Source organism: Marixanthomonas spongiae (assembly GCF_003095375.1).
Classification (GTDB): Bacteria; Bacteroidota; Bacteroidia; order Flavobacteriales; family Flavobacteriaceae; genus Marixanthomonas; species Marixanthomonas spongiae.
Map to the genome: position 1 here is coordinate 1 of NZ_QEHR01000013.1, position 23,604 is coordinate 23,604.

A 23,604-nucleotide genomic window follows, 5' to 3' on the forward strand; every position below is an offset into this window, starting at 1 on the left:
TCTTCGCTTCAAGCTTAAGCTTACCAAATTATCTCTGATTGGGTAATCCTCAATTATTCGGGGCTCCATAAAGCCGCTAGCTTTATATTGGTGATTTTTATAGGCTTCGGGGATTTCCTTTTTTTCTTCTAAATAAATGGTCAGCCGATTAACGTATAAGGGGTCTTTAATGGGTTTTTTATCAAACCCAACAATGGTAAAGTAAGTTAGTAAACCTTCAGGAAGGATTAAGCTTAGCAGGGGTAAATCAGTCTCTTTATTCATTGGAAAATATTTATCCGCAAAGAAAACTATTTTTCACTCTAGACCCAACTTTTGGACTTGATCCAAAATGTTCTTGATCCATAAACCTCTCGCCATCTGCGAAATAGGCATAAAATAAAAAAACCCGCTCAAAACGAACGGGCATCTCTTTGTTTAGTGACCTGGCTGGGGCTCGAACCCAGGACCCTCTCCTTAAAAGGGAGATGCTCTACCAACTGAGCTACCAGGTCATTATTTCTCTTTAAAACTTTTGCTTTAAAGTGCTATTGCAGTTGCTTGCCTTAGCGGGTGCAAATATACTATCATTAATTTTATTTTTCCAAAGGATTTTCAATTAAATTTGAGGGAAATTACAAAGTCAGTGAAAATCAGTAAAAACCGAAACTAATTTTTATGAAAATCATACTTATCGGGTATATGGGAAGCGGTAAATCGACCGTTGGAAAACCTCTTTCAGAAAAACTGAACTACCCTTATAAAGATTTGGATACCGAAATTGAACACAGGGAAGGTAAACCTATCGCTTCTATATTTGCTGAAAAAGGGGAAATTTACTTCCGAAAAAAAGAAGCAATAGTTTTACAAGAAATACTTTCAGAAAAAAGTAATATGGTGTTGGCTACCGGCGGAGGTACACCTTGCTATGGCACGGTAATGGATGATCTTAATAAAGCAGAAAACGTAATAACCGTTTACTTAAAAGCTTCGGTAGAGGAGTTGACAGCACGTCTTTTTCCAGAAAAAGAAACCCGCCCCTTGATTGCGCATTTAAAGGCGGAAGAAGACTTAAAGGATTTTGTACGGAAACACCTTTTTGAACGCGCCCACGTGTATAACAAAGCCGATTTCGTGATTCACACAGATGGGCTGCATACTTCGAAAATCACTGAAAAGTTGATCTCGCACTTATTCTAAAATCGCCCTATCATTTCCTTTTTCAAAAATCACCGCTACGTTTTCATTGAGCGATGTGGATAGGGAAATTCCTTTAAAGTCAGCTTTAATAGGATATTTCTTATGGTTTCTATCTACCAATACCGCCGTTTTAAACTGTTTTAAAGGCACTTCCAGAAAATGCTTTACCCCATAAATGAGCGTGGTGCCAGAATGCAGCACATCGTCCACCAAAACCAACGATTTATTGGTGTATTCTTGCTCGGGGATAGATGTTTCTATAGGGTCTGTAGGTTTTTTCTTGTTGATGGAAACCTCGCATAGTGTAGCTTGTATGGGGGAAATCTCCTCAACAGCAGCCTTGAGTTTTTTTGCAAGCGTAAATCCATTGTTCTTTATGCCGGCAATGACCACTTCGTGCTCCGTTACGTTGGTTTCATAGATTTGATAAGCTATTCTTTTTATTTTATGCTCAATTTGCTTCTTGTTGAGAATAACGGTCTGTTCTTGCATAGTTGAATGTTTTATGGAGCTGCCACTTTTATAAGGTTTGGTCTTTTTTTTGGATGCTATGGGTTTCAAAAGTTCTTTTCTGAAATTTTAATCATTGATACCCTGCTTTAGGCTACTTTTCCGATTGTGCTTCAAAGATAGTAAATGGTTGGCTATTGGTCGTTTTGTGAATCGGTAAAATCCTCCAAGTCCCTTCGGTCTTTTTTGGTTGGCCTTCCCGTCCCTTTTTTTCGATAGTATTTTTTGGCGTATTGCAGTGTTTCTTGGCCTTCAAAAGCTTCTTTTGGGGTGGTGTCTTTTCGGTATATATCCACCAATTTTGCGCCTAACCGGTTTTTGGGCAGGTCCAGCACTTCCAGTTGATAATTTATTTGGTTTTTGCGCACTTTTATCTCGTCGCTGGGATATACGTCACGGGAGGGTTTCACGGCATCTCCATTTACTTGTACAGCTCCTTTTTTACAAGCCCTGGTAGCCATGCTTCGGGTCTTGTAATAACGGACGCACCATAAATATTTATCGACTCTCATAATAGGGTTCAAAAATCTACGTTAATACATACTGCAAAAATAACGGAAAATTGTATCTTTCCGCCCCGAAAAAAACGATGATGAAAAAATTAAATGCTATACTTTTTGCAACACTAATATGTGGTGCGCTGTTTACCTCCTGTAAAAATGATGATGACAATGGCCCAGAAGTGATCCCACCGAGGGATAGAGGCGAAGAAGCCGCTGCTGCTGAAGCCGAAATAACCGCTTTTTTGGAAACCCATTTCTACAATTACGAAGAGTTTGAAAATCCACCACAAGGGTTTGACTACCAAATTAAATTTGATACCATCGCTGGTGAAAATGCCGATAAAAAGCCCTTGATGGAACAAGTAAAGATAAAAAAAGTAAAAGACCGGGTAGAAGAAGAGCTGGAGTACAACCTATATTTTCTTAAAGTAAGACAGGGTGGAGGCGAATCCCCAAACTTCACCGATGTCGTTTTAATGAAATACCGAGGCATGTTTTTAGACTTAGAGCCTTTTGATGCTTCCATCATTCCTACAAATTTAGACCTTCCCGGGAGTGCTCCGGGCCGTGGTATAATTACCGGTTTTCAACAAGCAGTGGTCGAGTTTAACGCAGCTGCTTCGTTCACCAACAACGAAGATGGCACCACCACTTTTACCGATTATGGCGTGGGGGCGGTGTTCATTCCCAGTGGTTTGGGCTATTTTAACGCCAGTACACCAACCATTCCAAGCTATTCCCAGTTGATCTTTACCTTTCAAGTGCTCGATTTTACCGTGGGCGATCAAGATGGCGACGGGATCATTTCCATATTGGAAGACCTTGACAAAAACAAAATCGTGAAAGACGATGATACCGATGGGGACGGTATTCCCAATTACTTGGACCCCGACGACGATGGTGACGGCATTCCCACAAGTGTAGAAGTAGAATTTGACGAAGACGGAAATATCATCTTTATGGATAGTGATGGCGATGGCATTCCTAACTATTTAGATAAAGACAGTTGATTTTTTTTATACGTAAAAAAACAGCCCTCAAAAACAATTGTTTGTGAGGGCTTTTTTAATGGAACATTGTTAACCATCTCTTAATTTCAAGTTGTTTCCCTTTGCTTTTTTTACTTTTGATTACCGTAAATAAAAATCCATTTTTCTTATGAAACCTTCCATTAAATCATGCTTCTGCATGCTGTTATTTGGTGCTTTAAGTTTTAGTGCCTTTGCACAAGAGCAACCAGAAAACGACAAGGCTCCAAAATCCATTTTTAATAAATACGAAGCATTTAGCCCCTTGTTCATGAACGAACATGCAAACGCGTTTCACAGCGCTACGGGCCACCCGGGACCAAAATATTGGCAAAATCAAGCCAATTACAAAATAAAGGCGACTTTAGATACCCTAAATCATTCGGTTAGGGGCAATATGACCATAACCTATATCAATAACAGCCCATACGATTTGGATTTTCTATGGTTGCAACTGGACCAGAACACTTTTAAAAGAGACTCCCGGGGATCGGCGCTCTATCCCGCCACAGACCGAAATGGCGTACAAACCTATACCAATGGGTATAAATTTAATAAGGTAGCCATTAAAATGGGCCGTGACACACAACAAGCAAATTATATTGTAAACGATACCCGCATGCAAATTCGGTTACCTGAAGCCTTGGAAGCAAAAGACGGAGAAATGGAAATAAGCATCGATTATGCTTTCGACATCCCCAAGCACGGGAAAGACCGAATGGGGCGTGTAAAAACGAAAAATGGTTGGATTTATACCTTGGCGCAATGGTATCCACGTATGGCGGTTTTAGATGAAGTAGAGGGCTGGAATACTTTGCCTTATCTGGGTACCGGCGAATTTTATTTGGGATACGGAAATTTCGACTATCAAATCACCGCTCCAGCAAATATGGTGGTGGTCGGGTCTGGCGAGCTCCAAAACCCAAAAGAGGTATTGACAGATTATGAAAGAAAACAATTGGAAAAAGCCAGAAACAGCGATAAAACCGTCATGATTCGTTCTAAAGAAGCGATGAAAGCCGGCAAGCATGCCAATGGCAAGAACGGCATGCTCACGTGGCATTTTGAAATGGAACAGAGCAGGGACATTGCGTGGGCTGCGTCAAGTGCTTTTATTTGGGACGCTGCGCGCATTAACCTGCCCAAAGGTGAAAAAGCCTTGGCGCAATCGGTCTATCCTGTGGAAAATTCAGGAGAGGACGGCTATGCTAGGTCAACCGAGTATACCAAAAATTCAGTAGAGTTTTATTCTGAACAATTGTACCCTTACACTTATCCAGTAGCGACCAATGTCGGGGCACACGAGGGTGGTATGGAATATCCCGGAATCGTTTTTTGTAGCTATAAAAGCAAAAATGCCAGCTTGTGGGGCGTGATCGACCACGAATTTGGCCACAATTGGTTTCCCATGATTGTGGGTTCCAATGAACGTAAATATGCGTGGATGGACGAAGGCTTCAACAGTTTTATCAACGAACTTTCTACAAAAGCGTTCAATAATGGGGAGTATTACCAAGAAAAGGAAATGCAAAGCTTGGGCAAAACCATGTTCAACGAACAATTGGACCCACTTTTTACTGTTCCAGATGTTATCCACAACCAGCGCAACCTTGGGATAGAAGCGTATTATAAACCAGCAACTGCACTCATGGTGTTGCGCAATTCGGTATTGGGAGAAGACCGTTTCGATTATGCCTTTAAAAACTACATCAAGAGATGGGCATTCAAACATCCAAAACCTTGGGATTTTTTCAACACCATGAACAATGCGGCAGGCGAAGATTTAAGCTGGTTCTGGAAAGGATGGATCATGAACAACTGGAAACTGGACCAAGCAGTGGAATCTATAGATTACGTAAATGGCGACCCCAAACAAGGTTCGCAGATCACCTTGCTCAACAAGCAAAAAATGGTCATGCCAACCACCTTGAAAATAACTCAGGAAAACAATACCAGCGAAACGGTAAAGCTTCCTGTAGAGATATGGATGACGGGACCAGAATACGTTTATACCTATCCCTCTACTTCAAAAATAGTTTCAGTAGAGATCGATCCAGAAAATGAGGTGCCAGATTATAACCCATATAACAATATATTGGTAAAATTAATGGATGCCCCAACAGGACAAACGGCAAAAAAAGTAATCGAGTCATACCTTGAAGCCATCGGAGGGCGTAAAGCTTTAGAAAATGTGAACGATATTTCCATGACGATGTCGGCCAATGTACAAGGCGCAAACGTAAATATCATAACCAAGAAAAAACGTCCGGGAAAGTATTCCTTGGAAGTATTTGTTCCGGTCATGAACCAAACAATGGTGCAATACTTGGTTAATGACGATGAGGTGACCGTCTTTAGCCAAGGCCAAGAACAAGAAATCAACGAGGAACAAAAAGAAGCCATTAAAAAAGGGGCCGAAATGTTCCCCGAATTAAACTATGGAAACGAGAATTATACAAGTACCCTGTTGGGCATGCAAAACAGCGACGGCAAACAGTTGTATGTAGTAGAAACAATCACGCCTGATGGTGAAGTGATAAAAGAATATTTCGACACGGACAGTGGCTTAAAAATAAAACAGGAAATACAAGCCGATGGTACCGTGTCGACTACTGCCTTCGGAAACTATAAAAACGTGAACGGGATTATGCTGCCCTTTGAGCAAACATCTGATACGTTTGGCCAAACCCTTACCTTAAAAGCAACCGATGCTAAAATAAACAGTGGTATAAAAGATACCGAGTTTGAATAAAGGTTTTATTGCTTGGTAGTGTGTTATCTAAAGAAGATATCTGATTCATTTCAAGTCATATAGGTTGCCATATTGGCGTTTGAACAAATAATCCGTATCTTTAAAAGGAACAAAAAATGTAGTATTATGAAAAAAGCAATTCTTCTCTCACTTATGGTATTAATCGGTTTTGCCACTGAGGCACAAACACCTACCGTACTTCCCGAAGCTGTACAAATCAATATGGCCAGCCAAGTTGCTCCCGAAAAAGACCGGGAAGCAGTGACCGTTTATGGTTATGACGAGTCAGGCAAGCTAAAGCTACTTAAAAAAGGCACCAACAACCTTATTTGTTTGGCCGATGATCCTAATAAAAAAGGAGTTCATATAAGTTGTTACAGTGTGAAACTGGAACCTTTTATGGCACGTGGCCGCGAACTGATAGTCGAAGGGAAAAGTGTACCCGAAATGCGTGAGATCCGTAAAAAAGAAGCAGAAGAAGGAAGCCTGCAATTGCCCGATGTACCCAGCATGCTTTACGTACTGGACGGGGAAGAAGCTAACTTGAACCAAGAAACAGGCGAACTTACCAACGGATTTGAACGCTACGTAATCTACACGCCTTATGCCACCACCGAATCAACAGGCTTGCCCGATGCCCCTTTTGCTCCGGGAATGCCTTGGCTTATGGATCCTGGCACGCACAGGGCACATATTATGGTAACCCCGCCCAGGGACAAGAAAAAAAACAAAGTTGATGATATGGGGCATAAACATTGATTTTCCTTTTTTTGAAATATAGTGTAAAGCTATGGTATGTTAAGCAATCCAAAATTTGTCCTTCCATTCTTTATCTGAAAAAGATACAGCTTCATGGTGTTTTTTAATATCCTGAAGCTGTTTTTTTGTTGCCACAGCCTGGATTTCGTTGTACAATATCCGTTCTTCAAAACGAATATAACGCCCTATTTCTTCCTCTATTCTATTAAGCGATTTATACACATTGGTTGTATCGTTAAATAAACGTAAAAGGCGTCTATGGTTTGCCATTGCCTTTTTAACGCGAACGTTATCCATACCAAGGATAGGGAACACATGTTTTTTTTCAATTTCAGTGTGTGGTTCTAAATACTTTTCTTTAAACCAATCGGCATAGGCTTTTATGCGTTCGGTTTCGATATTGTTGCGCATCGCTTCACTTATTTTCCAACCAAACATTAAAAGATTGTAATGCTCGTCGCTAATGGGCTCTAAAGACTCGTCTCGTTTTGGAGGTTTTTTCATGGCAGGTTGGCACATATTATTAAAAAAAGCAAATTACAAGATAGAAAATAAGAGGCCAAATAACAAAATAAGCCTAACGCGTTTTTAAACCTTATTTTGTAACATGCGGGGCAAAAAGTACCGCCTGGGGTTATATTGTTCGATCGTATTTTAGAGATGTTTATGTTTCTTAATTGTAACTTATTGGAAAACATTATGTTGTGTATTTAAGTTTAATAATTGCAACCGTGGCACAGCGATTGACTAAGGAGTAGGCTTTGAAACTAAAATGTGATGGTATCGCATTTCAAATTAGATTTTATTTTAATTCTGAAAGAAACGTATGAAAACATTAGGACTGGTCAAGGAACCGGAATTTGAAAACCGAATCTGTTTTTTGCCAAAAGAAATTAAACAATTAAGCCAACAATTTGAAGTAGAGATTTTCATAGAACCTGGCTTAGGCGAAAGATTGGGCATTCCAGATACTGCTTACCAAGAGGCCGGAGCAACTGTGAACGACCGTGAAACTGTTTTAAATAATACTGATTGCATTTTGTCCATTAACCAAATTGACGATTTTGTTGTCAATGGCAAACCGAATACCCACATCGGTATTTTCAATATGTTGTATTATCCCGAACGAAGTGAAAAATATCTTAACAAAGCCACAACAGTCTATAGCTTGGACCTCTTGCCCCGTACCACCTTAGCACAGTCCATGGACGTTTTGTCCTCTATGGCATCATTAGCGGGATACAAAGCGGTTTTAAAAGCTACCGCTCATTACAGTGGTTCGTTGCCAATGTTTACAACAGCCGCCGGTACCCTTAACCCCGCAAAAGTATTAGTGTTGGGTGCCGGTGTTGCAGGCTTGCAGGCCATTGCCACGGCCAAAAGGTTGGGCGCTATCGTAGAAGCTTTCGATGTCCGAAAGTCGGCTGGGGAAGAAGTACGGAGCCTCGGAGCCAAATTTGTAGCGGTGGAAGGTGCCGAAGAAGCGAAAGATGCAGGCGGTTATGCCGTAGCTCAATCTGAAGAATACCTGAAAAAACAAAAACAATTGATTCATGAGCGTGTGCGCAATGCAAATATTGTTATTTGTACCGCTAACATCCCGGGAAAAAAAGCTCCTTTATTGCTTGAAAAGAACACTGTTGAAGCTATGCAACCGGGATCGGTGATTATCGATATGGCGGCCGAACAAGGCGGAAACTGCGAGGTGAGCCAGCCGGGAAAAACAATAGATTATAACAGTATCACCATTATAGGCGATTCCCATCTGTCCCGCGAAGTCGCGCAGGCTGCCTCGCAATTGTTGTCCACTAATTATTATAATTTCTTGAAATACCTGCTTCAGTCAACCAAAGAAGACGATGAATTATTGCAAAAGAGCAAGGTGATTGACAACGGAACCCTAACAAACCCTATACTAATCAATAAATTTGAACTCGCGTAATATGGAATTTATTCAAAACAACCTCGACATTGTCTATTTCGTTATTTTTTGCATCTTCATTGGTATTGAAGTGATCGCAAATGTGCCGGCCATTCTGCACACACCCTTGATGTCCGGTGCCAATGCCATTAGTGGCGTTATTATGGTAGGTGCCGTTATCATGATGTTTCAAGTATCACCAACAGACTATGTAACCCTAACAGTAGGCGGTATTGCCGTATTTCTCGGTGCTTTGAATATTTCCGGAGGCTTTTTCGTCACGGGGAGAATGTTAAAAATGTTCAACACCAAAAAATAATTTCAAATGAATGTATTAGTTGAAGTTGGTTATTTATTGGCCACCGTTTCTTTTTTGGGTGGATTGAAGTTTATGAGTTCCCCAAAACTTGCCAAAACCGGAAATGCCATTGCGGCAACGGGCATGATAATTGCCGTGCTCTGTACTTTTTGGATGTTGACCACCCAAACGGTACCCGCCACAAACATAATTATTATCTTAATTGCGATTGTGTTGGGCACGGTGGGCGGAAAAGTCATGGCCTCTAAGGTCGAAATGACCGCCATGCCACAATTGGTATCCTTGTTCAATGCTACGGGCGGTGGTTGTGCGATGCTTTTGGGTATTGTGGAAGCAAAACAAGTAAGTCTTGGTTCTTCATTTGTAGGAATGCAAATTTTACTACTATTAGGATTAATAACTGGAGCTGTAGCAGCTTCAGGAAGTGTGGTGGCCTATCGAAAACTTGCAGGAAAAACCAAAGATAACCGACAGGCAGCCGTAGTGATCGGTTCCAGAATCCTGTTAGCATCATTTATCGTGTTGCCCGTGCTTTACTTTCTTGGTGCCATTCCGTTGCCGTTTGAAATAATAGCATACATAATGGCTTTCATCGCTTTGGTTTATGGTGTGTTATTCGTATTGCCTATTGGTGGTGCCGATATGCCAGTTGTAATTTCGCTATTGAACTCAATAACCGGTATTGCCACCGCCTTAGCAGGATTTGTCTATGGCAACAAGGCGATGATCGCTGGTGGAATTTTTGTAGGTGCAGCTGGAATCTTATTGACCTTGTTAATGTGCAGGGCGATGAACCGTTCCTTGCTTAAAGTTTTGGCGGGGAAATTCAAAAAAGGAAAAATAGCTGAAGACACCGAAGAACAAAACATAAAAGAAACAACTGTTTCCGAAACGGCTATGCAATTGTCGTTCGCCAATAAAATAGCAATAATTCCTGGCTATGGTCTCGCCGTTGCTCAAGGACAACATTTATGCGGGCAATTGCAGCAAATGCTGGAAAAACGGGATACCCAAGTAGATTTTATCATCCATCCCGTAGCCGGAAGAATGCCCGGCCATATGAATGTGTTGCTCGCAGAGGCCAATATCGATTATGAACACCTTAAGGAAATGGACCAGGTAAACGACGAAATGACCCATTACGATATGGTTTTGATCATCGGGGCGAACGATGTGGTAAACCCAGCCGCCGAAAACAACCCAGACAGCCCCATATTCGGGATGCCAATAGTAAAAGCGCACCAAAGCAAGCAGGTAGTGGTCATGAAACGTGGTATGAGCAAAGGCTATGCAGGTGTTTCAAATGATTTATTCGGGATGGACAATTGTAATTTGTTGTTTGGCGATGCGAAAGATTCTTTGCAAAATATCATCAACCAGTTGAAGTTGATATAAAAAAAGACAAAGTACTTCCATTTTAACGCAGGTTGGTGTCCATATAAGGTACAGCCTGCGTTTTTCTGTTAAAAAGGGTACGATTACTAAATGGATTTTAATTACTTTAGCGGGTAAACAATCCATTGCAATGTTAAAGTCGTATTCAAACAACGAACTTTTAGAACGTATTGCGGTCAATGATACCAAGGCTTTTGAAGAAATTTATCAACGGCACGCAACCAAAATGCTTGTGTATGCCACCAATATTTTAAACAATCAAATGGTTTGTGAAGATTTGGTTCAAAATGTATTCATCGACCTATGGAAAAAACGAAATACAAAAAAGATAACCAATCTGGAAGCCTATCTTTTTCGTGCGGTCAAATTTCAGGTTTTCAATTATTTCCGCAACAATAAACTACGTGATACAGACCTTACCCGGTTAAACATAGTAGATCTATCGATAAATGCTTCAAAAAAAATGGAGTTTGAAGAATTAGAGGCAACTATTCAAACCTTGGTGCAAAAACTTCCGCCACGTTGTCAAGAGATATTTGTGCTCAGTAGGTTTGAGCACAAATCCAATAAAGAGATCGCTTCAGAATTAGAAATTTCAGAACAAGCAGTAAAAAATCAGGTTTCAAAAGCACTTATATTTCTTAGGGAAAACCTTCAAAAAGACGAATACCTACCTATCTTTTCTTTGTTTTTTGGATTATTAGCACAGTAATTGTAAAAAAAACCACATTTTTATTAAAAAATATTTTTCTCTTGATTAGCTGTATTTATAGGGGTTTACAAGTATTTTAAATACTTTCTTAAAAATAAATCCACTATAGACGTGTACCAAACCCTTTTTTCGGGTACTTATATATGAACAGGATAAATACAGTTCTAATTTTTTAATTCTATAATGAACACAAAACAAGCTAACGAGCTTTTTAAAAAATACGTAAACGGCAATTGTTCTTCGGAAGAATTGGAATTGCTCGAAGCATTTCTCGATTCGTATCAAGATAATAAAGTCAAGAATATTTCAGATTTAGGTCCAGATGGGTTTAAGGCTGCAAAAGAACGAATGTGGCAGAATATTTCCGAAAAATTAACCGATACCGCTTCGCCGGTTAAAAAGAACCATTTTAAAAGTTATTTCCTGTATGCTGCAGCGGCGACTTTAGCAATTATTGTTGCAGTTTCTTTTTTCTATACCTACCAAAAAAATACTAACAATACAACTATTTCGGAAACCGAAACCATAATGACGGGTTCTGACAAAGCAACGTTAACACTTGGTGACGGAACACAAATAGCGCTTGAAAAAAATGAAAACTTTAAGGACAACTATGCTGAAAGTAATGGTGAGAAAATCGTATATAACCGAAACACAAATACTGAAACTGCAGCAATAAAACACAATTCCCTTACCATCCCTAGAGGAGGGCAGTTTTTTGTAGAACTGGCAGATGGAACAAAAGTTTGGTTGAATTCTGAATCAAAAATTAAATATCCCATTGCATTTACAGAAGGAAAAACCCGTACTGTCGAACTGATTTACGGAGAGGCATATTTTGATGTTTCGCCAAGTACAGAACATAAAGGGGGGGCGTTTCAAGTAATATCAAGAGGACAGAATATTGAAGTCTTGGGCACACAATTTAATGTAAAAGCGTATCAAGATGAAAAAGCTACATACACTACGTTGGTAGAAGGGAAAATAGCCTTGCAAGCAAAAGATGAAAAAGTAGTCTTAAAACCGAAACAACAGGCAATAGTTGTTCAAGGAAATGAAACCATAGCTATAAATACTGTTGAAGTTTACAACGAAATATCGTGGAAAGATGGCATTTTTAGCTTTAAGGGGAAGCCACTGAAAGAAATTATGAAAGTGATTTCACGATGGTACGATGTGGATGTTGAGTTTGAAAACAAACAACTGTCAACAATGACCTTTAAAGGCGTGCTTTCAAAAAATCAGCAGATAGAGAATATTCTTTCAGCAATAAAAAGCGCCAGTGTGATAAATGATTATGAACTTAAAGAAAATACTGTGATACTAAAATAAAATATAAAAAGGGAATAAAGATTAGACCGTCGAAAGCATAATACTTTATTCCCAGAAATCAATACCTATCAATTAATGTTTAACCAATAGATAATTCACAAATTTATGGAAATTAAATTAACGACCTCTTTTTTCCTTAAGGGAAAAAGACTGCTACTTCATCTTATGAAACTGTCTCTCTTTTTATGTTTCTTAACCGCTTTTAGCTTCACGCCAAAGGAAGTGTTGTCTCAAAATGCCAAAATTAATATCAATACTACTAAAACCGTATCGGTTGATGAGGTATTTGATATAATTATGGCGCAAACTGATTATCAGTTTATTTATCAGGAAAGCATTTTTGATAATTTACCAAAAATAAACCTTAAAAAAGGAACTATTAAAGCCAATACACTGCTTAATAAAAGCCTTTCACAAAGTCTGTACGAATACGATTTTTTGTCGAACACTACCATAGTGATCAAGAAAAAACAAGTGCAATCTACCCAAGCAGCTTTGCAGCAAAAAATTGAAGGAACCATAACAAATACCAACGGCACACCCATGGTTGGAGTTACTATTGTGATAGAAGGCACAAACAATGGCAGCATAACTGACTTTAACGGAAACTACGAATTGGAAGTCACCAGCGCAGATGCGGTATTGGTGTTTTCTTCTTTAGGGTACAAAACCCAACGCATCCCGTTAAATGGACAAACGATTTTAGATGTGGTGATGCAAGAAGACTTTAGCCGGTTGGATCAAGTGATGCTCATTGGTTATGGCAAACAAAAACGGGAAGACGTAACAGGTGCCGTTTCTTCGGTCGACACCGATGAATTGGTACAATCTGCAACAGGAAACATTGGTTTTGACCGTGCCTTGGGCGGTCTGGTAAAAGGGGTGCAGGTGTCGCAAGGTAGCGGTCGCCCAGGTTCTCCAGTACGGTTGAACATTAGGGGAATTACTTCGCCGCTTTCATCTTTGTTTGGAGGAGGACTCAACCAACCATTGTATGTAATCGATGGGGTTCCTTTTAATTTGGACAACATTCAAGGCGCCAATCCATTGTTGACCATAAACCCAAACGACATTAAAAGCTTCGATATCCTAAAAGATGCGGCTGCCACCTCCATCTACGGATCCCGTGGAGCCAATGGGGTGATCATTATCGAAACCAAAAAAGGAAAACGCGGGGAAGGTCCATCTATGAACTTCTCTACTTCTACAACCCTTGCAGAGCCTATAAACACGGTGGAGGTACTCAATGCTTCTCAGTACAGGGACTTTTACGACCTATTGATCAAAAATAGTGTAAACGCCATCAATGCAGGACAGTTGGATTCTTTCTACGGAAATGATCTGAACAACGTAGGCATTGTGGATTTTGACGGCCAAACCTATACCTATAACGGTCTGCGGGACGATTATTTTGGCGATGCCGATACTGACTGGAACGACTTGGTTTACAGAAGCGCAGCCATTACCAAACAGGCAAACTTTAGCCTCAACGGCGGTAGTGAAGCAACCAACTATGCCTTGAGCCTGGCTGCCATAGACCAAGAAGGGCTTACTGTTCGCGACGAGCTTAAGCAATATACCTTGAGCATGTCACTGAACACCGATGTAAACAATTATATCACAACCGGAGGTTCTGTAAATGTATCCCACACCAATTCAGAATCAGGAAAAGACGATCTCTTTGGCCAATATACCTTGAACACCTCCATTGCCCGGGCACGTCCAGATTTACCGGCCTATGACGAAAACGGAATGCTGATGGGACAGCCAGACTATGGCTTCGGTTTCTTGACCTTAGAACCCAACCCATTGATGAGGTTGGAAAACAAAACCAGTGAAAAATCCTATAACTTCATAGGAAATGGATTTGTGGAAATCGAGCCCTTAAAAAAATTAAAACTGAAATTGGACGTAAATGCAGCTGTTTTCCACAACAGAAATAGGAGCTTTGTTCCAAAAATCACTCAGACCGATTTTATTTCCTTCGGTAACGATTCGTTTTTGAGCACTTCAGAAGGCTTGGTAACCAACCTTACCACTAATTTGACGGCAAATTACGGTTTCAACCTTTCAGATCACCATTTCAATATTTTGGCCGGTGCCGCTTGGGACCGTACTAATTTTGAGAGCTCCAGCCAGCTTTACACGGGTTTCCCAGATGATGACGTATTGATTAACGGAACTTCGGCCGAATCGGTATTGGGCTATACGGACGACCGTACCGAAACAGGCTTAAACTCCCTCTTCGGAAGGGTGACCTACAGTTATAAAAGCCGCTACAACCTTACGGCCAACTTTAGGTCCGATGCTTCCAGTAAATTTGGACCAAACAATAAAAGAGCGTATTTCCCATCGCTTTCGGCAAGTTGGAACATTGCCAATGAAGAATTTTTGATAGACAGCGATAAGGTCAATAACCTGAAACTGCGCGCCAGTATTGGGAGCGTAGGTTCAACTAACGTGGCAGATTTTGCGTATTTGCAGTTTTTTGGAACGACCGCCAGTGATATTTACAACGGTGGCTCTGGAGTGGTGCCAGACGATAACTTCCCAAACCGGGATATTGGTTGGGAAACCACCAAGGAAATAAATCTTGGCCTGGATTTCGCTTTTTTCAATTCCCGTCTTAAAGGAAGCGTGGATGCCTACACACGAAAAACCTCAGACGCCTTGGCAAGCACCCCCATAGCTTTGGAGTTGGGGCCAAGCACCTATTTTTCAAACTTCATAGACGTATCCAACAAAGGTATTGAAGTGAGCTTGGGCGGCGATATTGTACGAAATGAAGATTTTACTTGGAACACTACCGTTAATTGGGCCTTTAACCGAAACAAATTGGATAAACTGAATGGAGCCAACATTGACGAGTTCTTGCTTGATTATTTCGTAGAAGGCGAACCCGTCGGGACCATTAAAGGCTATGAAGTGGAAAAAATTATTCAAAGCCAAGAAGAAATCGATGCGCTCAATGCCGCTTCGCCTTCTGGTCTTTATGATCAATTTGGTACTGGGATTGGCGATTATAAGTACAAAGATATCAATGGTGATGGCGAAATAACCATAGACGACCGTACCATTATTGGCGATATAGAACCAGATTATTTTGGAGGTATTTCAAACAGGTTTACCTACAGAGCCTTCACTCTTTCGGCCTTGTTCCAGTTTTCGGTAGGGGCAGAAACTATATGGAACCCCATAGCACAGAGTACGTTCAACCTGCTTGGCGATAACAAATACAGCGCTTATGCTTTGGACACATGGACACCAGATAACCGTGATGCACGCTATGCAAGGGCTGTTTATTTCGATCCCGCTGCCAGCGGAAGGATCTCAGATCGGTATTTGTTCTCTACATCGTATTTGCGTTTAAAGAGTTTACAGCTTACCTATCAGGTAGATAACCGTCTTATCGAAAATTTGGGACTTTCCAGCGCTAGCCTTTCTCTAACCGGCAGTAATTTGGCCACGTGGACCGATTGGCCCGGCTTGGACCCGGAAACACTCTCTGAACGCGGTACCATTTCGGACCAAGTTAGTTCCGAAGATCCATATCCGCTGTCAAAATCGTTCTCATTGGGAATTCAAGTTCAATTTTAAAAACAAGAAAAGATGAAATTACATATAAACACATTAAAAACAGTTTTGTTGTCGTTTTGTATCGTTGCCCTTACCGGTTGCAGTATAGACGATGTAAAACCTTATTACAAGCTTTCTAACGAGAACACCATACGCGATGAGGATTCTGCACAAAAAGTGCTCAATGGCGTGTACGACCTTGGCCGGGCTTTCGACGTGGGCTTTTTCCCGTTGCACTTGGCCGCGTATGGCGATGAGGGGCTCATTACCGGCGCCCTGTCTGGTGGCGAAGGATTTAATACTAACGAAGTACCGGTAGAAAACAGGTTTTTGGCCAATTTGTACAACGGCCAATATAAAATAATCAATGCGGCCAACTTTTTGATACAGGAACTGGAAGCTGGTAGTGCCGAAGGTATTTCAGAAGAACGTAAAAACGAAATGATTTCCGAAGCCAAATTTCAACGCGCTTTTGCTCATTTCAACCTTTTGCGTTACTTTGGCGAATATTATGATTTATCTTCTTCCTACGGAATCGTGCTCCGTACCGAATTTGCTTTGGAGTTGGAAAGCAACCCAAGAAACAGCGTTCAGGAATGTTATGATTTAATATCGGCGGATCTTGAATTTGCTGCTGAAAACGGTCCTATCCTTATCGAGCACTTTTATTCGGGCAGCTTGGCTGCAAAGGCTTTGTTAGCTAAAGTAGAGTTGTACAAAGGGAATTACCTGCAAGCCGCCAACTTGGCACAGGAGGTGATCAACAATGGCGAAGGCTATGCGCTAGAAACTCAATATGAAAGTATTTTTGCAAATCAATTTAACTCTTCGGAAGTTATTTTTGCTCCTTTTTCCGGCCCAGGAAGCGAAGGCGGCAGCGGTATGGATTTGATCAGCAACACCTCTTACAGCCAATACTTAAACGGCTTGGCCGATGCCCAAGTAGGTGCCCCGGATGACGGTAGCTTGACAGGCGCAGGCGAAAACTATGATCCACGTTTTAGTTATGCCTATTCCAGTGCTACTGCAGGCGTTAACCAACAAGGTAAATACCCTTTTCAGAGCAATGCAAGCTCCCAGAACAACACCTTGTACCACTTACGCTTAGGGGAAATCTATTTAATATATGCCGAAGCCGAAGCAAGACGTGACGGCGGTGACCTATCAGCGGCCTTAAACCGTATGAACGATATTCGTTTACGGGCCGGTGTGGACCCTAAAACATTAGTGGATAAACCCACCTTGCTCGAAGACATTAGAAAGGAAAAACTGTTAGAGCTGTTTTTTGAGAACGGCGAGCCTTTGTTTGATCTGGTTCGGTATGATATCTTGGGCAACCTTGATGCCGCCACGGTAAAACCCACCTTGAACAATCAGGACAAATTTATCCTACCCATCCCTGTGCGGGTATTGACCGGTAATAGCGCCTTAACACAAAACCCGGGATACTAATATTAAAATCATTTCATAAAACGGAACCAATCAAATTTTGTGTCCGTTATATAAACTTAAAAAAAAATCAAATGAAAAATTTATTCATACTAGCTCTTATACCCCTATTTATAGCTTGTAAACAAGAGCAATCACCTAAAGATTACGCAGTGATTCACGGGAAAATAGAAAACCCTGAAAAAGAAATAAACCTTCGTCTTTACAATCCTGTAAGTTCAGAATCCACCCTTATCAATGTAGATGAAAATGGAGTTTTTCGCGATACATTAAAATTAAAGGAGCCAACCTATTTTACAGGTGTTTATGAAAATGTTTTTGATCTATACCTGAAAAATGATATGGATGTGGAAGTAAATTTTGATGCGAAAAACACAAACAAAAGCATTACATTTTCCGGAAAAGGAGAAGCTGAAAATAAGTTTCTGAAATATAAAGGAAAACAAAACAGCGAATTGGTGGGCGAGGATTATAAAAAATATTTGGGCCTTGAAAACAGTGCGTTTAATGCTAAAACCGATGCGTATGTAAACGATTTATTAAAAAAGATGGACTCTCAAAAAGAGACCCTGGATTCATCGTTTATCGCCTCCGAAAAAGAAAAGATACAAGAATTTAAAAAAAGCATTCAAGAACAGCACGAAGAACAATTGATAATCAATGAAAACTTGGCCTCAGGTAAACCATCCCCACAGTTTACCGATTACCTTAACTATAAAGGCGGCACCAGTTCGTTGGAAGATTTTAAAGGGAAATATGTGTATATAGACGTTTGGGCCACGTGGTGTGTGCCTTGTATTTATGAAATGCCTTTTATGAATAAAATTGAAGAAGAATACGAGGGTAGGAACATTCATTTTATAGGGCTTTCCATTGATAACCCCGACCACGAGAAAAAATGGCGGAAAATGATTGTGGACAAAGAATTGAAAGGAACACAGTTATTGGCCGATAACCAGATAGACTCACAGTTTGTAAAAGACTACCATATTTATGGTATTCCACGGTTTATCCTTTTGGATCCAGAAGGAAATATCGTTACCTATGATGCTCCAAGACCTTCACAACCAAGGTTGAAAGAACTGTTTGATTCCCTCGACATTTAGTTGATTTATGTTTGATGTTTGGCTTGCACTTTCAGATTTTGTTGATTGTAGTCTCGAAAGTGCGCACAAAAAGCCAGAAAATTAATTTTTTCTGGCTTTTTATCTCAAAAAAAAATTCTCTTAAATTTTAATTTCCAAAATATGAAAAATATACGCTCATTAGTTACTCTATGCTTATTTGTTTTATTGGCGTCGGTACAGACAGCTGTTGCCCAACAAAACAATCCAAAATTCAAAAAAATAAAATCGCTGGAAGGCGTTGAGGAATATCTGTACACCCCTAACGGATTAAAGATGTTACTGGTACAGGACAATGCCGCTCCTGTAGTGACCGTACAAATGGTCTATAAGGTAGGTTCAAAAAATGAAGTGCCCGGCAATACCGGTTCTACTCATTTGTTGGAACACTTAATGTTTAAGGGCACCAAAAAATACAACAAAAAAAACGGAAACTCCATCGACACCCAACTTACCCGTGTAGGTGCCCAAATGAATGCCACCACTTGGAACGACCGTACCAATTATTACGAAACCATACCAAGCGACAAACTGGAACTGGCATTGGATATTGAGGCTGACCGTATGCGCAACCTATTGCTTCTAAAAAAAGACAAGGAAGCCGAAATGACCGTAGTGCGTAACGAATTTGAACGGGGCGAAAACAACCCAAATTCACTGTTAAATAAAGAGATTTGGGCAACGGCCTACCTGGCACACCCATACCATCACTCCACGATTGGATGGCGATCCGATATCGAAAACATGCCCATTCAAGTGTTGCGTGACTTTTACGACACGTATTATTGGCCCAATAATGCCGTGCTGACGGTAGTGGGCGATTTTAATAAAGAGGAATTATTCCCGTTGGTGGATAAATACTTCGGAAAAATTCCTAGATCTGAGCATACAATTCCTGTACCTTATACCGAAGAACCTACACAATATGGCCCACGGCAGATAACCGTTAAAAAACCGGGCGAAACCAGTGTGATTAGTGTAGCTTATAAAATACCGGGCGTGATGCACGAGGATATTCCTGCATTGGATGTTTTGGCAGAATTATTGGGGAGCGGAACTTCATCAGTATTGAGTAAAGAGTTTATTGATAGTGGAAAAGCGTTTTACGCCAACGCTTCAACGTCAGGTTTTGCTGAAAATGGCTTGTTCACCGTTAGTTTGGGTTTTGATCCTTCAAAAGATATTGAAACACTTAACAAACAACTATTGGAAACCGTAGCGAAGGTTAAAAAAGAAGGTGTAGAACAAAGCGATGTAGATCGTATCGTTTCAAATTTAAACGCCCAAACAATTTTAAGCCGTGATGGTTCTGGTAGTATCGCTGCACAGTTAACGGAGTACATTGCCGGTGGTGATTGGACCAATTATATTAACGAAAGCAAAAAATTAGCAAAAGTTACTGCAGCAGACGTACACCGTGTTGCCAAAAAATATTTGGTAGAGGATCAAAGTACCACAGGCCACTTTATTCCGAAGCGTTCAGGTTCTAATGCTGATACTGAAACTGGAGAATCAAAATTATATTCAGAAGTAGGAGGAAAGCAATATTATAGAAATCCAGAGATGTCTTTTGAAGAATTCGGTTTTAAAGCATCTTCAAAAACAAATACTTTAGCTGTTTCCGAAGAAAATACAGAAAAAGAAAAAGATTTCAGCAGAAAAACTGTTTCCGGTATCGACGTGATTACCAAAAAGACCGGTGCCAAAGGTTTTGTAACCGTAGCGACCAGTTTTCCTATTGGCAACTACTTTAATGGCAGCAATAACGAAATGGTACCAACCTTAACCACAGCAATGTTGAGCAAGGGAACCACAAAAAACGATAAATTTCAATTTTCACAAAAGCTGGAACGTTTAGGGGTCAATATCTATGTAAGTTCAGATTCAAACCACGTAAACATTAGCTTTAAGTCACTTTCAAAAGATGTGGAAACCGTAATAGGTTTATTGGCCGAAGAATTACGTCACCCACTTTTTGACGAAAAAGAATTCGAGTTGTTGAAAACACAGTTTATTGGCAATTTGCAACAAGGTATTTCAAATCCTGGAAGACAAGGTTCTATCGCATTAAAACAAGCACTTTATCCCAAAGGACACCCTAACTACGCACTTAGTATCGAGGAATCTATCGAGCAAATAAAAAATGCCAAGTTGCAAGACCTGAAAAACTTTCACAAAAGGTATTTTGGCCCGGCAGGAATGCATTTGGTAGCTGTTGGTGATATAGATAACAAACAACTTTACAGTGCTTTAGAAAAAAACTTCAAAAACTGGAAAGGTGGAATAAAACGTTCGGAAAAAAACTATGACGTTAAAAAAGGAAAAGGGATGACCAAAGTAATGACCATTCCAGAAAAACCAAGTGCCGAGCTTTTTATAGGCCAATACACCGGTTTGCAACGCACCGATGCCGATTTTCTACCGTTTCATTTGGGCAACTATATTTTAGGCGGTGGTTTTTCAGGCCGATTGATGCTTACCGTGCGCGACGAAGCTGGACTTACGTATGGAATTTATACCCGTCATGCAGGTCACACTTATATCGGTGGATATTGGTATATCAATGCTTCATTTAACCCGAGTTTGTTCAACAAAGGGAAAAATGCTGCCTTAGAACAAGTTGAAAACTGGGTTAAAAATGGAATTACCGAAACTGAGTTAAAGGACAATAAATCAAATATAATAGGCAGTTTTAAAATAGGGCTTTCCACTACCAGCGGGATGGCTGCCAATGTACTGGCCGTTGTGGAAAGGGGAGAAGACCCTAGCTATATTTACCAATATCCAAAAGATTTGGAGGCAGTAACCCAACAGCAAATCAATAAGGTCATCAAAAAATACATCGATCTTGACAAGTTGGTGATCATTGGTGCCGGGTCTTTAAATGAAGAAGGCAAACCGTTGGAAGAAAACACCAAAGAATAGTTGAAAATACACTAAATTTGCAGTTTTTTAGGAGTCCGAAGAAACGGGAAACGCAAAATTAGGATTTATAATACATTAAAAAGTTACATCATGAAGCAGCTCATATTGTTAGGGATTTTTTTCGTTCATTTGGCAACCATCGCGCAGGTACTTGATCCTGTTGACTGGAAAACCAGGGTTGAAAAGGTATCAGATTCCGAATTCGATTTGGTTGCTTCAGCGACTATAGATGAAGGATGGCACTTGTATTCACAAGATGTTCCCGAAGACGGCCCCATACCCACCGTATTCACTTTTGAAGAAAACAAAAACTACGAGTTGGTAGGAAGCGTGGCCGAGGAAGAAGGCATCACCACAGACGATCCGGTTTTTGGCATGCGCATCAAGTTTTTCGGAAACAGTGCCGAGTTTAGGCAACGCATAAAAGTTTTGTCTAACGAACTGTCACTTGTAAAGGGAGAAGTAGAGTTTATGGTGTGCGACGATACCCGTTGCTTGCCACCATCTTATGTGGACCTGGAGTTTAACTTAAACGATTTTACCGAGGCTTCAGAAGATGCGGCCAATGCCGTTGTTCCAAAAAAACACAACACAGAACAAGATGAGGTAAAAGCCGACAAACCAGCAGTAAAGAAAATAGAAAAAGAGGAAAAGAAAGCCGAACGGAAAGGACTTTGGTCCATATTTTTCATTGCGTTTCTTTCTGGTTTTGCAGCATTGTTGACACCTTGCGTGTTCCCAATGATCCCTATGACGGTCAGCTTTTTTACCAAGCAGAGCAAAACAAGGGCTAAAGGCATTAAAAACGCCATTATTTACGGTATTTCCATCATCGTGATCTATTTGCTTTTGGGAATTGCCGTTACCGCCATTTTTGGAGCCGATGCCTTGAACGCTATGGCGACCAATGTGTGGTTCAATGTTATTTTCTTTTTGTTGTTAGTGGTTTTTGCGCTGTCGTTTTTAGGTGCTTTTGAAATTATGTTACCTAATTCTTGGCTCAATAAAGTAGATAGCCAAGCCGGTAAAGGCGGGCTGATTGGTATCTTTTTTATGGCGCTCGCTTTGGCGTTGGTGTCTTTCTCCTGTACGGGCCCCATTGTCGGGACCTTGTTGGTTGAGGCCGCTTCAAAAGGGGGAATTGCACCCATGATTGGGATGCTGGGCTTTTCGTTGGCATTGGCACTGCCATTTGCGTTGTTTGCAGCATTTCCGGGATGGCTCAATACCTTGCCAAAATCAGGGGGGTGGCTCAATACCGTTAAAGTGTGTTTAGGGTTTTTAGAACTGGCTTTGGCTTTCAAATTCCTTTCGCAAGCCGATTTGGTGTTGCAATTGCACTTTTTGGAACGCGAAGTGTTCATCGCCATTTGGATCGCCATTTTTGGGGCTTTCGCACTGTACCTCTTCGGAAAAATACGGTTACCGCACGACTCGCCATTGGAGTACATTTCAGTAGGGAGACTCAGTCTTGGTCTATTGGTGTTGGCTTTTACCATTTATATGATTCCGGGGCTTTGGGGCGCACCGCTTAACTTAATCAGTGCATTTCCGCCGCCATTGGATTATTCCGAATCACCTTACGGCGTAGGTAATTCTAAAGTCGCCGTAGGTTCGGGCCCCCAACAGGAGCAAGACATACCCGAAGGGGCACATTTGTTGGCACCACACCAAATATTAGCATTCAACGATTATGACAAAGGATTGGCATATGCCAAAAAAGTAGGCAAACCCGTTATGCTCGATTTTACCGGTTGGGCCTGTGTAAACTGTCGAAAAATGGAGCAAAATGTTTGGGTGAAGCCTAATGTGCTCAACAAGCTTAAAAACGATATAGTGCTTATTTCGCTTTACGTGGACGACAAGCGGAAATTACAAGGCGATGAAATTGTGGAATCTAAACTGAAACCCGGAAAAAAACTCAAGTACATTGGCCAAAAATGGAGCGAGTTCCAGACCATCAGATATAAGACCAATACCCAACCTTTTTATGTGCTAATGGATACCAACGAAGAAAACTTGGTTGATCCCGTGGGCTATACCCCTGATGCGGAAGAATACAACCAATGGTTAAGCGAGGGGATTGAAAATTTTAAAGAAGAAAATTAAGGCAAGAAACA

General features: G+C 40.7%; 18 protein-coding genes and 1 tRNA gene. 14 read left to right on the plus strand and 5 right to left on the minus strand.

The window, feature by feature from the left end:
• Together DDV96_RS15940 and DDV96_RS14610 are read right to left on the minus strand one after the other, a co-directional pair.
• On the minus strand, positions 1 to 264 hold a 264-nt coding region (locus tag DDV96_RS15940), incomplete at its 3' end, for an ISAon1 family transposase N-terminal region protein (RefSeq protein WP_116693169.1).
• A 157-nt stretch (positions 265 to 421) separates the two neighbouring features.
• Positions 422 to 494 (minus strand) — tRNA-Lys (locus DDV96_RS14610).
• Positions 495 to 657: 163 nt separating this feature from the next.
• Here DDV96_RS14610 and DDV96_RS14615 point away from each other — a divergent pair.
• Positions 658 to 1,179, plus strand: coding sequence for a shikimate kinase (locus DDV96_RS14615; protein WP_206074033.1), 522 nt, complete (start codon positions 658 to 660; stop codon positions 1,177 to 1,179).
• On the opposite strand, the gene DDV96_RS14620 is transcribed toward DDV96_RS14615, so the two are convergent.
• Together DDV96_RS14620 and DDV96_RS14625 are read right to left on the minus strand one after the other, a co-directional pair.
• Positions 1,171 to 1,671 carry a phosphoribosyltransferase family protein gene (locus tag DDV96_RS14620; protein ID WP_116695564.1) on the minus strand — a complete coding sequence of 167 codons (501 nt, stop codon included), beginning with the start codon at positions 1,669 to 1,671 and terminating at the stop codon, positions 1,171 to 1,173. The two genes, DDV96_RS14615 and DDV96_RS14620, sit on opposite strands and share 9 nt — an antisense overlap.
• A 152-nt stretch (positions 1,672 to 1,823) precedes the next feature.
• Positions 1,824 to 2,201 carry an RNA-binding S4 domain-containing protein gene (locus tag DDV96_RS14625; protein WP_116695531.1) on the minus strand — a complete coding sequence of 126 codons (378 nt, stop codon included), beginning with the start codon at positions 2,199 to 2,201 and terminating at the stop codon, positions 1,824 to 1,826.
• Positions 2,202 to 2,278: 77 nt separating this feature from the next.
• Between DDV96_RS14625 and DDV96_RS14630 the strand changes: the two genes are divergently transcribed.
• From DDV96_RS14630 to DDV96_RS14640, 3 genes are all read left to right on the plus strand, one after another.
• The gene (locus tag DDV96_RS14630) at positions 2,279 to 3,202 is read left to right on the plus strand and encodes an FKBP-type peptidyl-prolyl cis-trans isomerase (RefSeq protein ID WP_240607746.1); all 924 of its coding nucleotides are present in this window, start codon (positions 2,279 to 2,281) and stop codon (positions 3,200 to 3,202) included.
• A 148-nt stretch (positions 3,203 to 3,350) separates the two neighbouring features.
• A complete protein-coding gene (locus tag DDV96_RS14635; protein ID WP_116695533.1) occupies positions 3,351 to 5,972 on the plus strand; it encodes a M1 family aminopeptidase in 2,622 nt (873 codons plus the stop codon).
• Positions 5,973 to 6,098: 126 nt separating this feature from the next.
• Positions 6,099 to 6,731: a hypothetical protein gene (locus DDV96_RS14640; RefSeq protein WP_116695534.1), complete on the plus strand. Its 633-nt coding sequence runs from the start codon at positions 6,099 to 6,101 to the stop codon at positions 6,729 to 6,731.
• 39 nt (positions 6,732 to 6,770) lie between these two features.
• On the opposite strand, the gene DDV96_RS14645 is transcribed toward DDV96_RS14640, so the two are convergent.
• Complete coding sequence (locus tag DDV96_RS14645) at positions 6,771 to 7,235, minus strand: hemerythrin domain-containing protein (RefSeq protein ID WP_116695535.1); 465 nt, start codon at positions 7,233 to 7,235, stop codon at positions 6,771 to 6,773.
• Between the two features lie 322 nt (positions 7,236 to 7,557).
• On the opposite strand from DDV96_RS14645, the gene DDV96_RS14650 reads away from it, so the two are divergent.
• From DDV96_RS14650 to DDV96_RS14695, 10 genes are all read left to right on the plus strand, one after another.
• Positions 7,558 to 8,673 (plus strand): NAD(P) transhydrogenase subunit alpha, encoded by a 1,116-nt coding sequence (locus DDV96_RS14650; RefSeq protein ID WP_116695536.1) that lies wholly within the window; start codon positions 7,558 to 7,560, stop codon positions 8,671 to 8,673.
• Position 8,674: 1 nt separating this feature from the next.
• On the plus strand, positions 8,675 to 8,971 hold the full coding sequence (locus DDV96_RS14655; protein WP_116695537.1) for an NAD(P) transhydrogenase subunit alpha: 297 nt from the start codon (positions 8,675 to 8,677) through the stop codon (positions 8,969 to 8,971).
• A gap of 6 nt (positions 8,972 to 8,977) precedes the next feature.
• Positions 8,978 to 10,366: an NAD(P)(+) transhydrogenase (Re/Si-specific) subunit beta gene (locus DDV96_RS14660; protein ID WP_116695538.1), complete on the plus strand. Its 1,389-nt coding sequence runs from the start codon at positions 8,978 to 8,980 to the stop codon at positions 10,364 to 10,366.
• 130 nt (positions 10,367 to 10,496) lie between these two features.
• Positions 10,497 to 11,078 carry an RNA polymerase sigma-70 factor gene (locus tag DDV96_RS14665; RefSeq protein WP_116695539.1) on the plus strand — a complete coding sequence of 194 codons (582 nt, stop codon included), beginning with the start codon at positions 10,497 to 10,499 and terminating at the stop codon, positions 11,076 to 11,078.
• A gap of 183 nt (positions 11,079 to 11,261) precedes the next feature.
• A complete protein-coding gene (locus DDV96_RS14670; protein ID WP_116695540.1) occupies positions 11,262 to 12,410 on the plus strand; it encodes a FecR family protein in 1,149 nt (382 codons plus the stop codon).
• A gap of 165 nt (positions 12,411 to 12,575) precedes the next feature.
• Positions 12,576 to 16,007, plus strand: a complete 3,432-nt coding sequence (locus tag DDV96_RS14675; RefSeq protein ID WP_116695541.1) for a SusC/RagA family TonB-linked outer membrane protein — start codon at positions 12,576 to 12,578, stop codon at positions 16,005 to 16,007.
• Positions 16,008 to 16,019: 12 nt separating this feature from the next.
• Positions 16,020 to 17,438, plus strand: a complete 1,419-nt coding sequence (locus DDV96_RS14680) for a RagB/SusD family nutrient uptake outer membrane protein (protein ID WP_116695542.1) — start codon at positions 16,020 to 16,022, stop codon at positions 17,436 to 17,438.
• Positions 17,439 to 17,509: 71 nt separating this feature from the next.
• Positions 17,510 to 18,541 (plus strand): TlpA family protein disulfide reductase, encoded by a 1,032-nt coding sequence (locus DDV96_RS14685; protein ID WP_116695543.1) that lies wholly within the window; start codon positions 17,510 to 17,512, stop codon positions 18,539 to 18,541.
• Positions 18,542 to 18,682: 141 nt separating this feature from the next.
• The gene (locus DDV96_RS14690) at positions 18,683 to 21,484 is read left to right on the plus strand and encodes a M16 family metallopeptidase (RefSeq protein ID WP_116695544.1); all 2,802 of its coding nucleotides are present in this window, start codon (positions 18,683 to 18,685) and stop codon (positions 21,482 to 21,484) included.
• Positions 21,485 to 21,574: 90 nt separating this feature from the next.
• On the plus strand, positions 21,575 to 23,593 hold the full coding sequence (locus DDV96_RS14695; RefSeq protein WP_116695545.1) for a protein-disulfide reductase DsbD family protein: 2,019 nt from the start codon (positions 21,575 to 21,577) through the stop codon (positions 23,591 to 23,593).
• Positions 23,594 to 23,604: the final 11 nt, after the last annotated feature.

Coding starts and splice junctions, on each gene's coding strand:
- DDV96_RS14615 (WP_206074033.1), top strand. CDS start 658: ATGAAAATCATACTTATCGGGTATATGGGAAGCGGTAAATCGACCGTT.
- DDV96_RS14620 (WP_116695564.1), bottom strand. CDS start 1,671: ATGCAAGAACAGACCGTTATTCTCAACAAGAAGCAAATTGAGCATAAA.
- DDV96_RS14625 (WP_116695531.1), bottom strand. CDS start 2,201: ATGAGAGTCGATAAATATTTATGGTGCGTCCGTTATTACAAGACCCGA.
- DDV96_RS14630 (WP_240607746.1), top strand. CDS start 2,279: ATGATGAAAAAATTAAATGCTATACTTTTTGCAACACTAATATGTGGT.
- DDV96_RS14635 (WP_116695533.1), top strand. CDS start 3,351: ATGAAACCTTCCATTAAATCATGCTTCTGCATGCTGTTATTTGGTGCT.
- DDV96_RS14640 (WP_116695534.1), top strand. CDS start 6,099: ATGAAAAAAGCAATTCTTCTCTCACTTATGGTATTAATCGGTTTTGCC.
- DDV96_RS14645 (WP_116695535.1), bottom strand. CDS start 7,235: ATGAAAAAACCTCCAAAACGAGACGAGTCTTTAGAGCCCATTAGCGAC.
- DDV96_RS14650 (WP_116695536.1), top strand. CDS start 7,558: ATGAAAACATTAGGACTGGTCAAGGAACCGGAATTTGAAAACCGAATC.
- DDV96_RS14655 (WP_116695537.1), top strand. CDS start 8,675: ATGGAATTTATTCAAAACAACCTCGACATTGTCTATTTCGTTATTTTT.
- DDV96_RS14660 (WP_116695538.1), top strand. CDS start 8,978: ATGAATGTATTAGTTGAAGTTGGTTATTTATTGGCCACCGTTTCTTTT.
- DDV96_RS14665 (WP_116695539.1), top strand. CDS start 10,497: ATGTTAAAGTCGTATTCAAACAACGAACTTTTAGAACGTATTGCGGTC.
- DDV96_RS14670 (WP_116695540.1), top strand. CDS start 11,262: ATGAACACAAAACAAGCTAACGAGCTTTTTAAAAAATACGTAAACGGC.
- DDV96_RS14675 (WP_116695541.1), top strand. CDS start 12,576: ATGAAACTGTCTCTCTTTTTATGTTTCTTAACCGCTTTTAGCTTCACG.
- DDV96_RS14680 (WP_116695542.1), top strand. CDS start 16,020: ATGAAATTACATATAAACACATTAAAAACAGTTTTGTTGTCGTTTTGT.
- DDV96_RS14685 (WP_116695543.1), top strand. CDS start 17,510: ATGAAAAATTTATTCATACTAGCTCTTATACCCCTATTTATAGCTTGT.
- DDV96_RS14690 (WP_116695544.1), top strand. CDS start 18,683: ATGAAAAATATACGCTCATTAGTTACTCTATGCTTATTTGTTTTATTG.
- DDV96_RS14695 (WP_116695545.1), top strand. CDS start 21,575: ATGAAGCAGCTCATATTGTTAGGGATTTTTTTCGTTCATTTGGCAACC.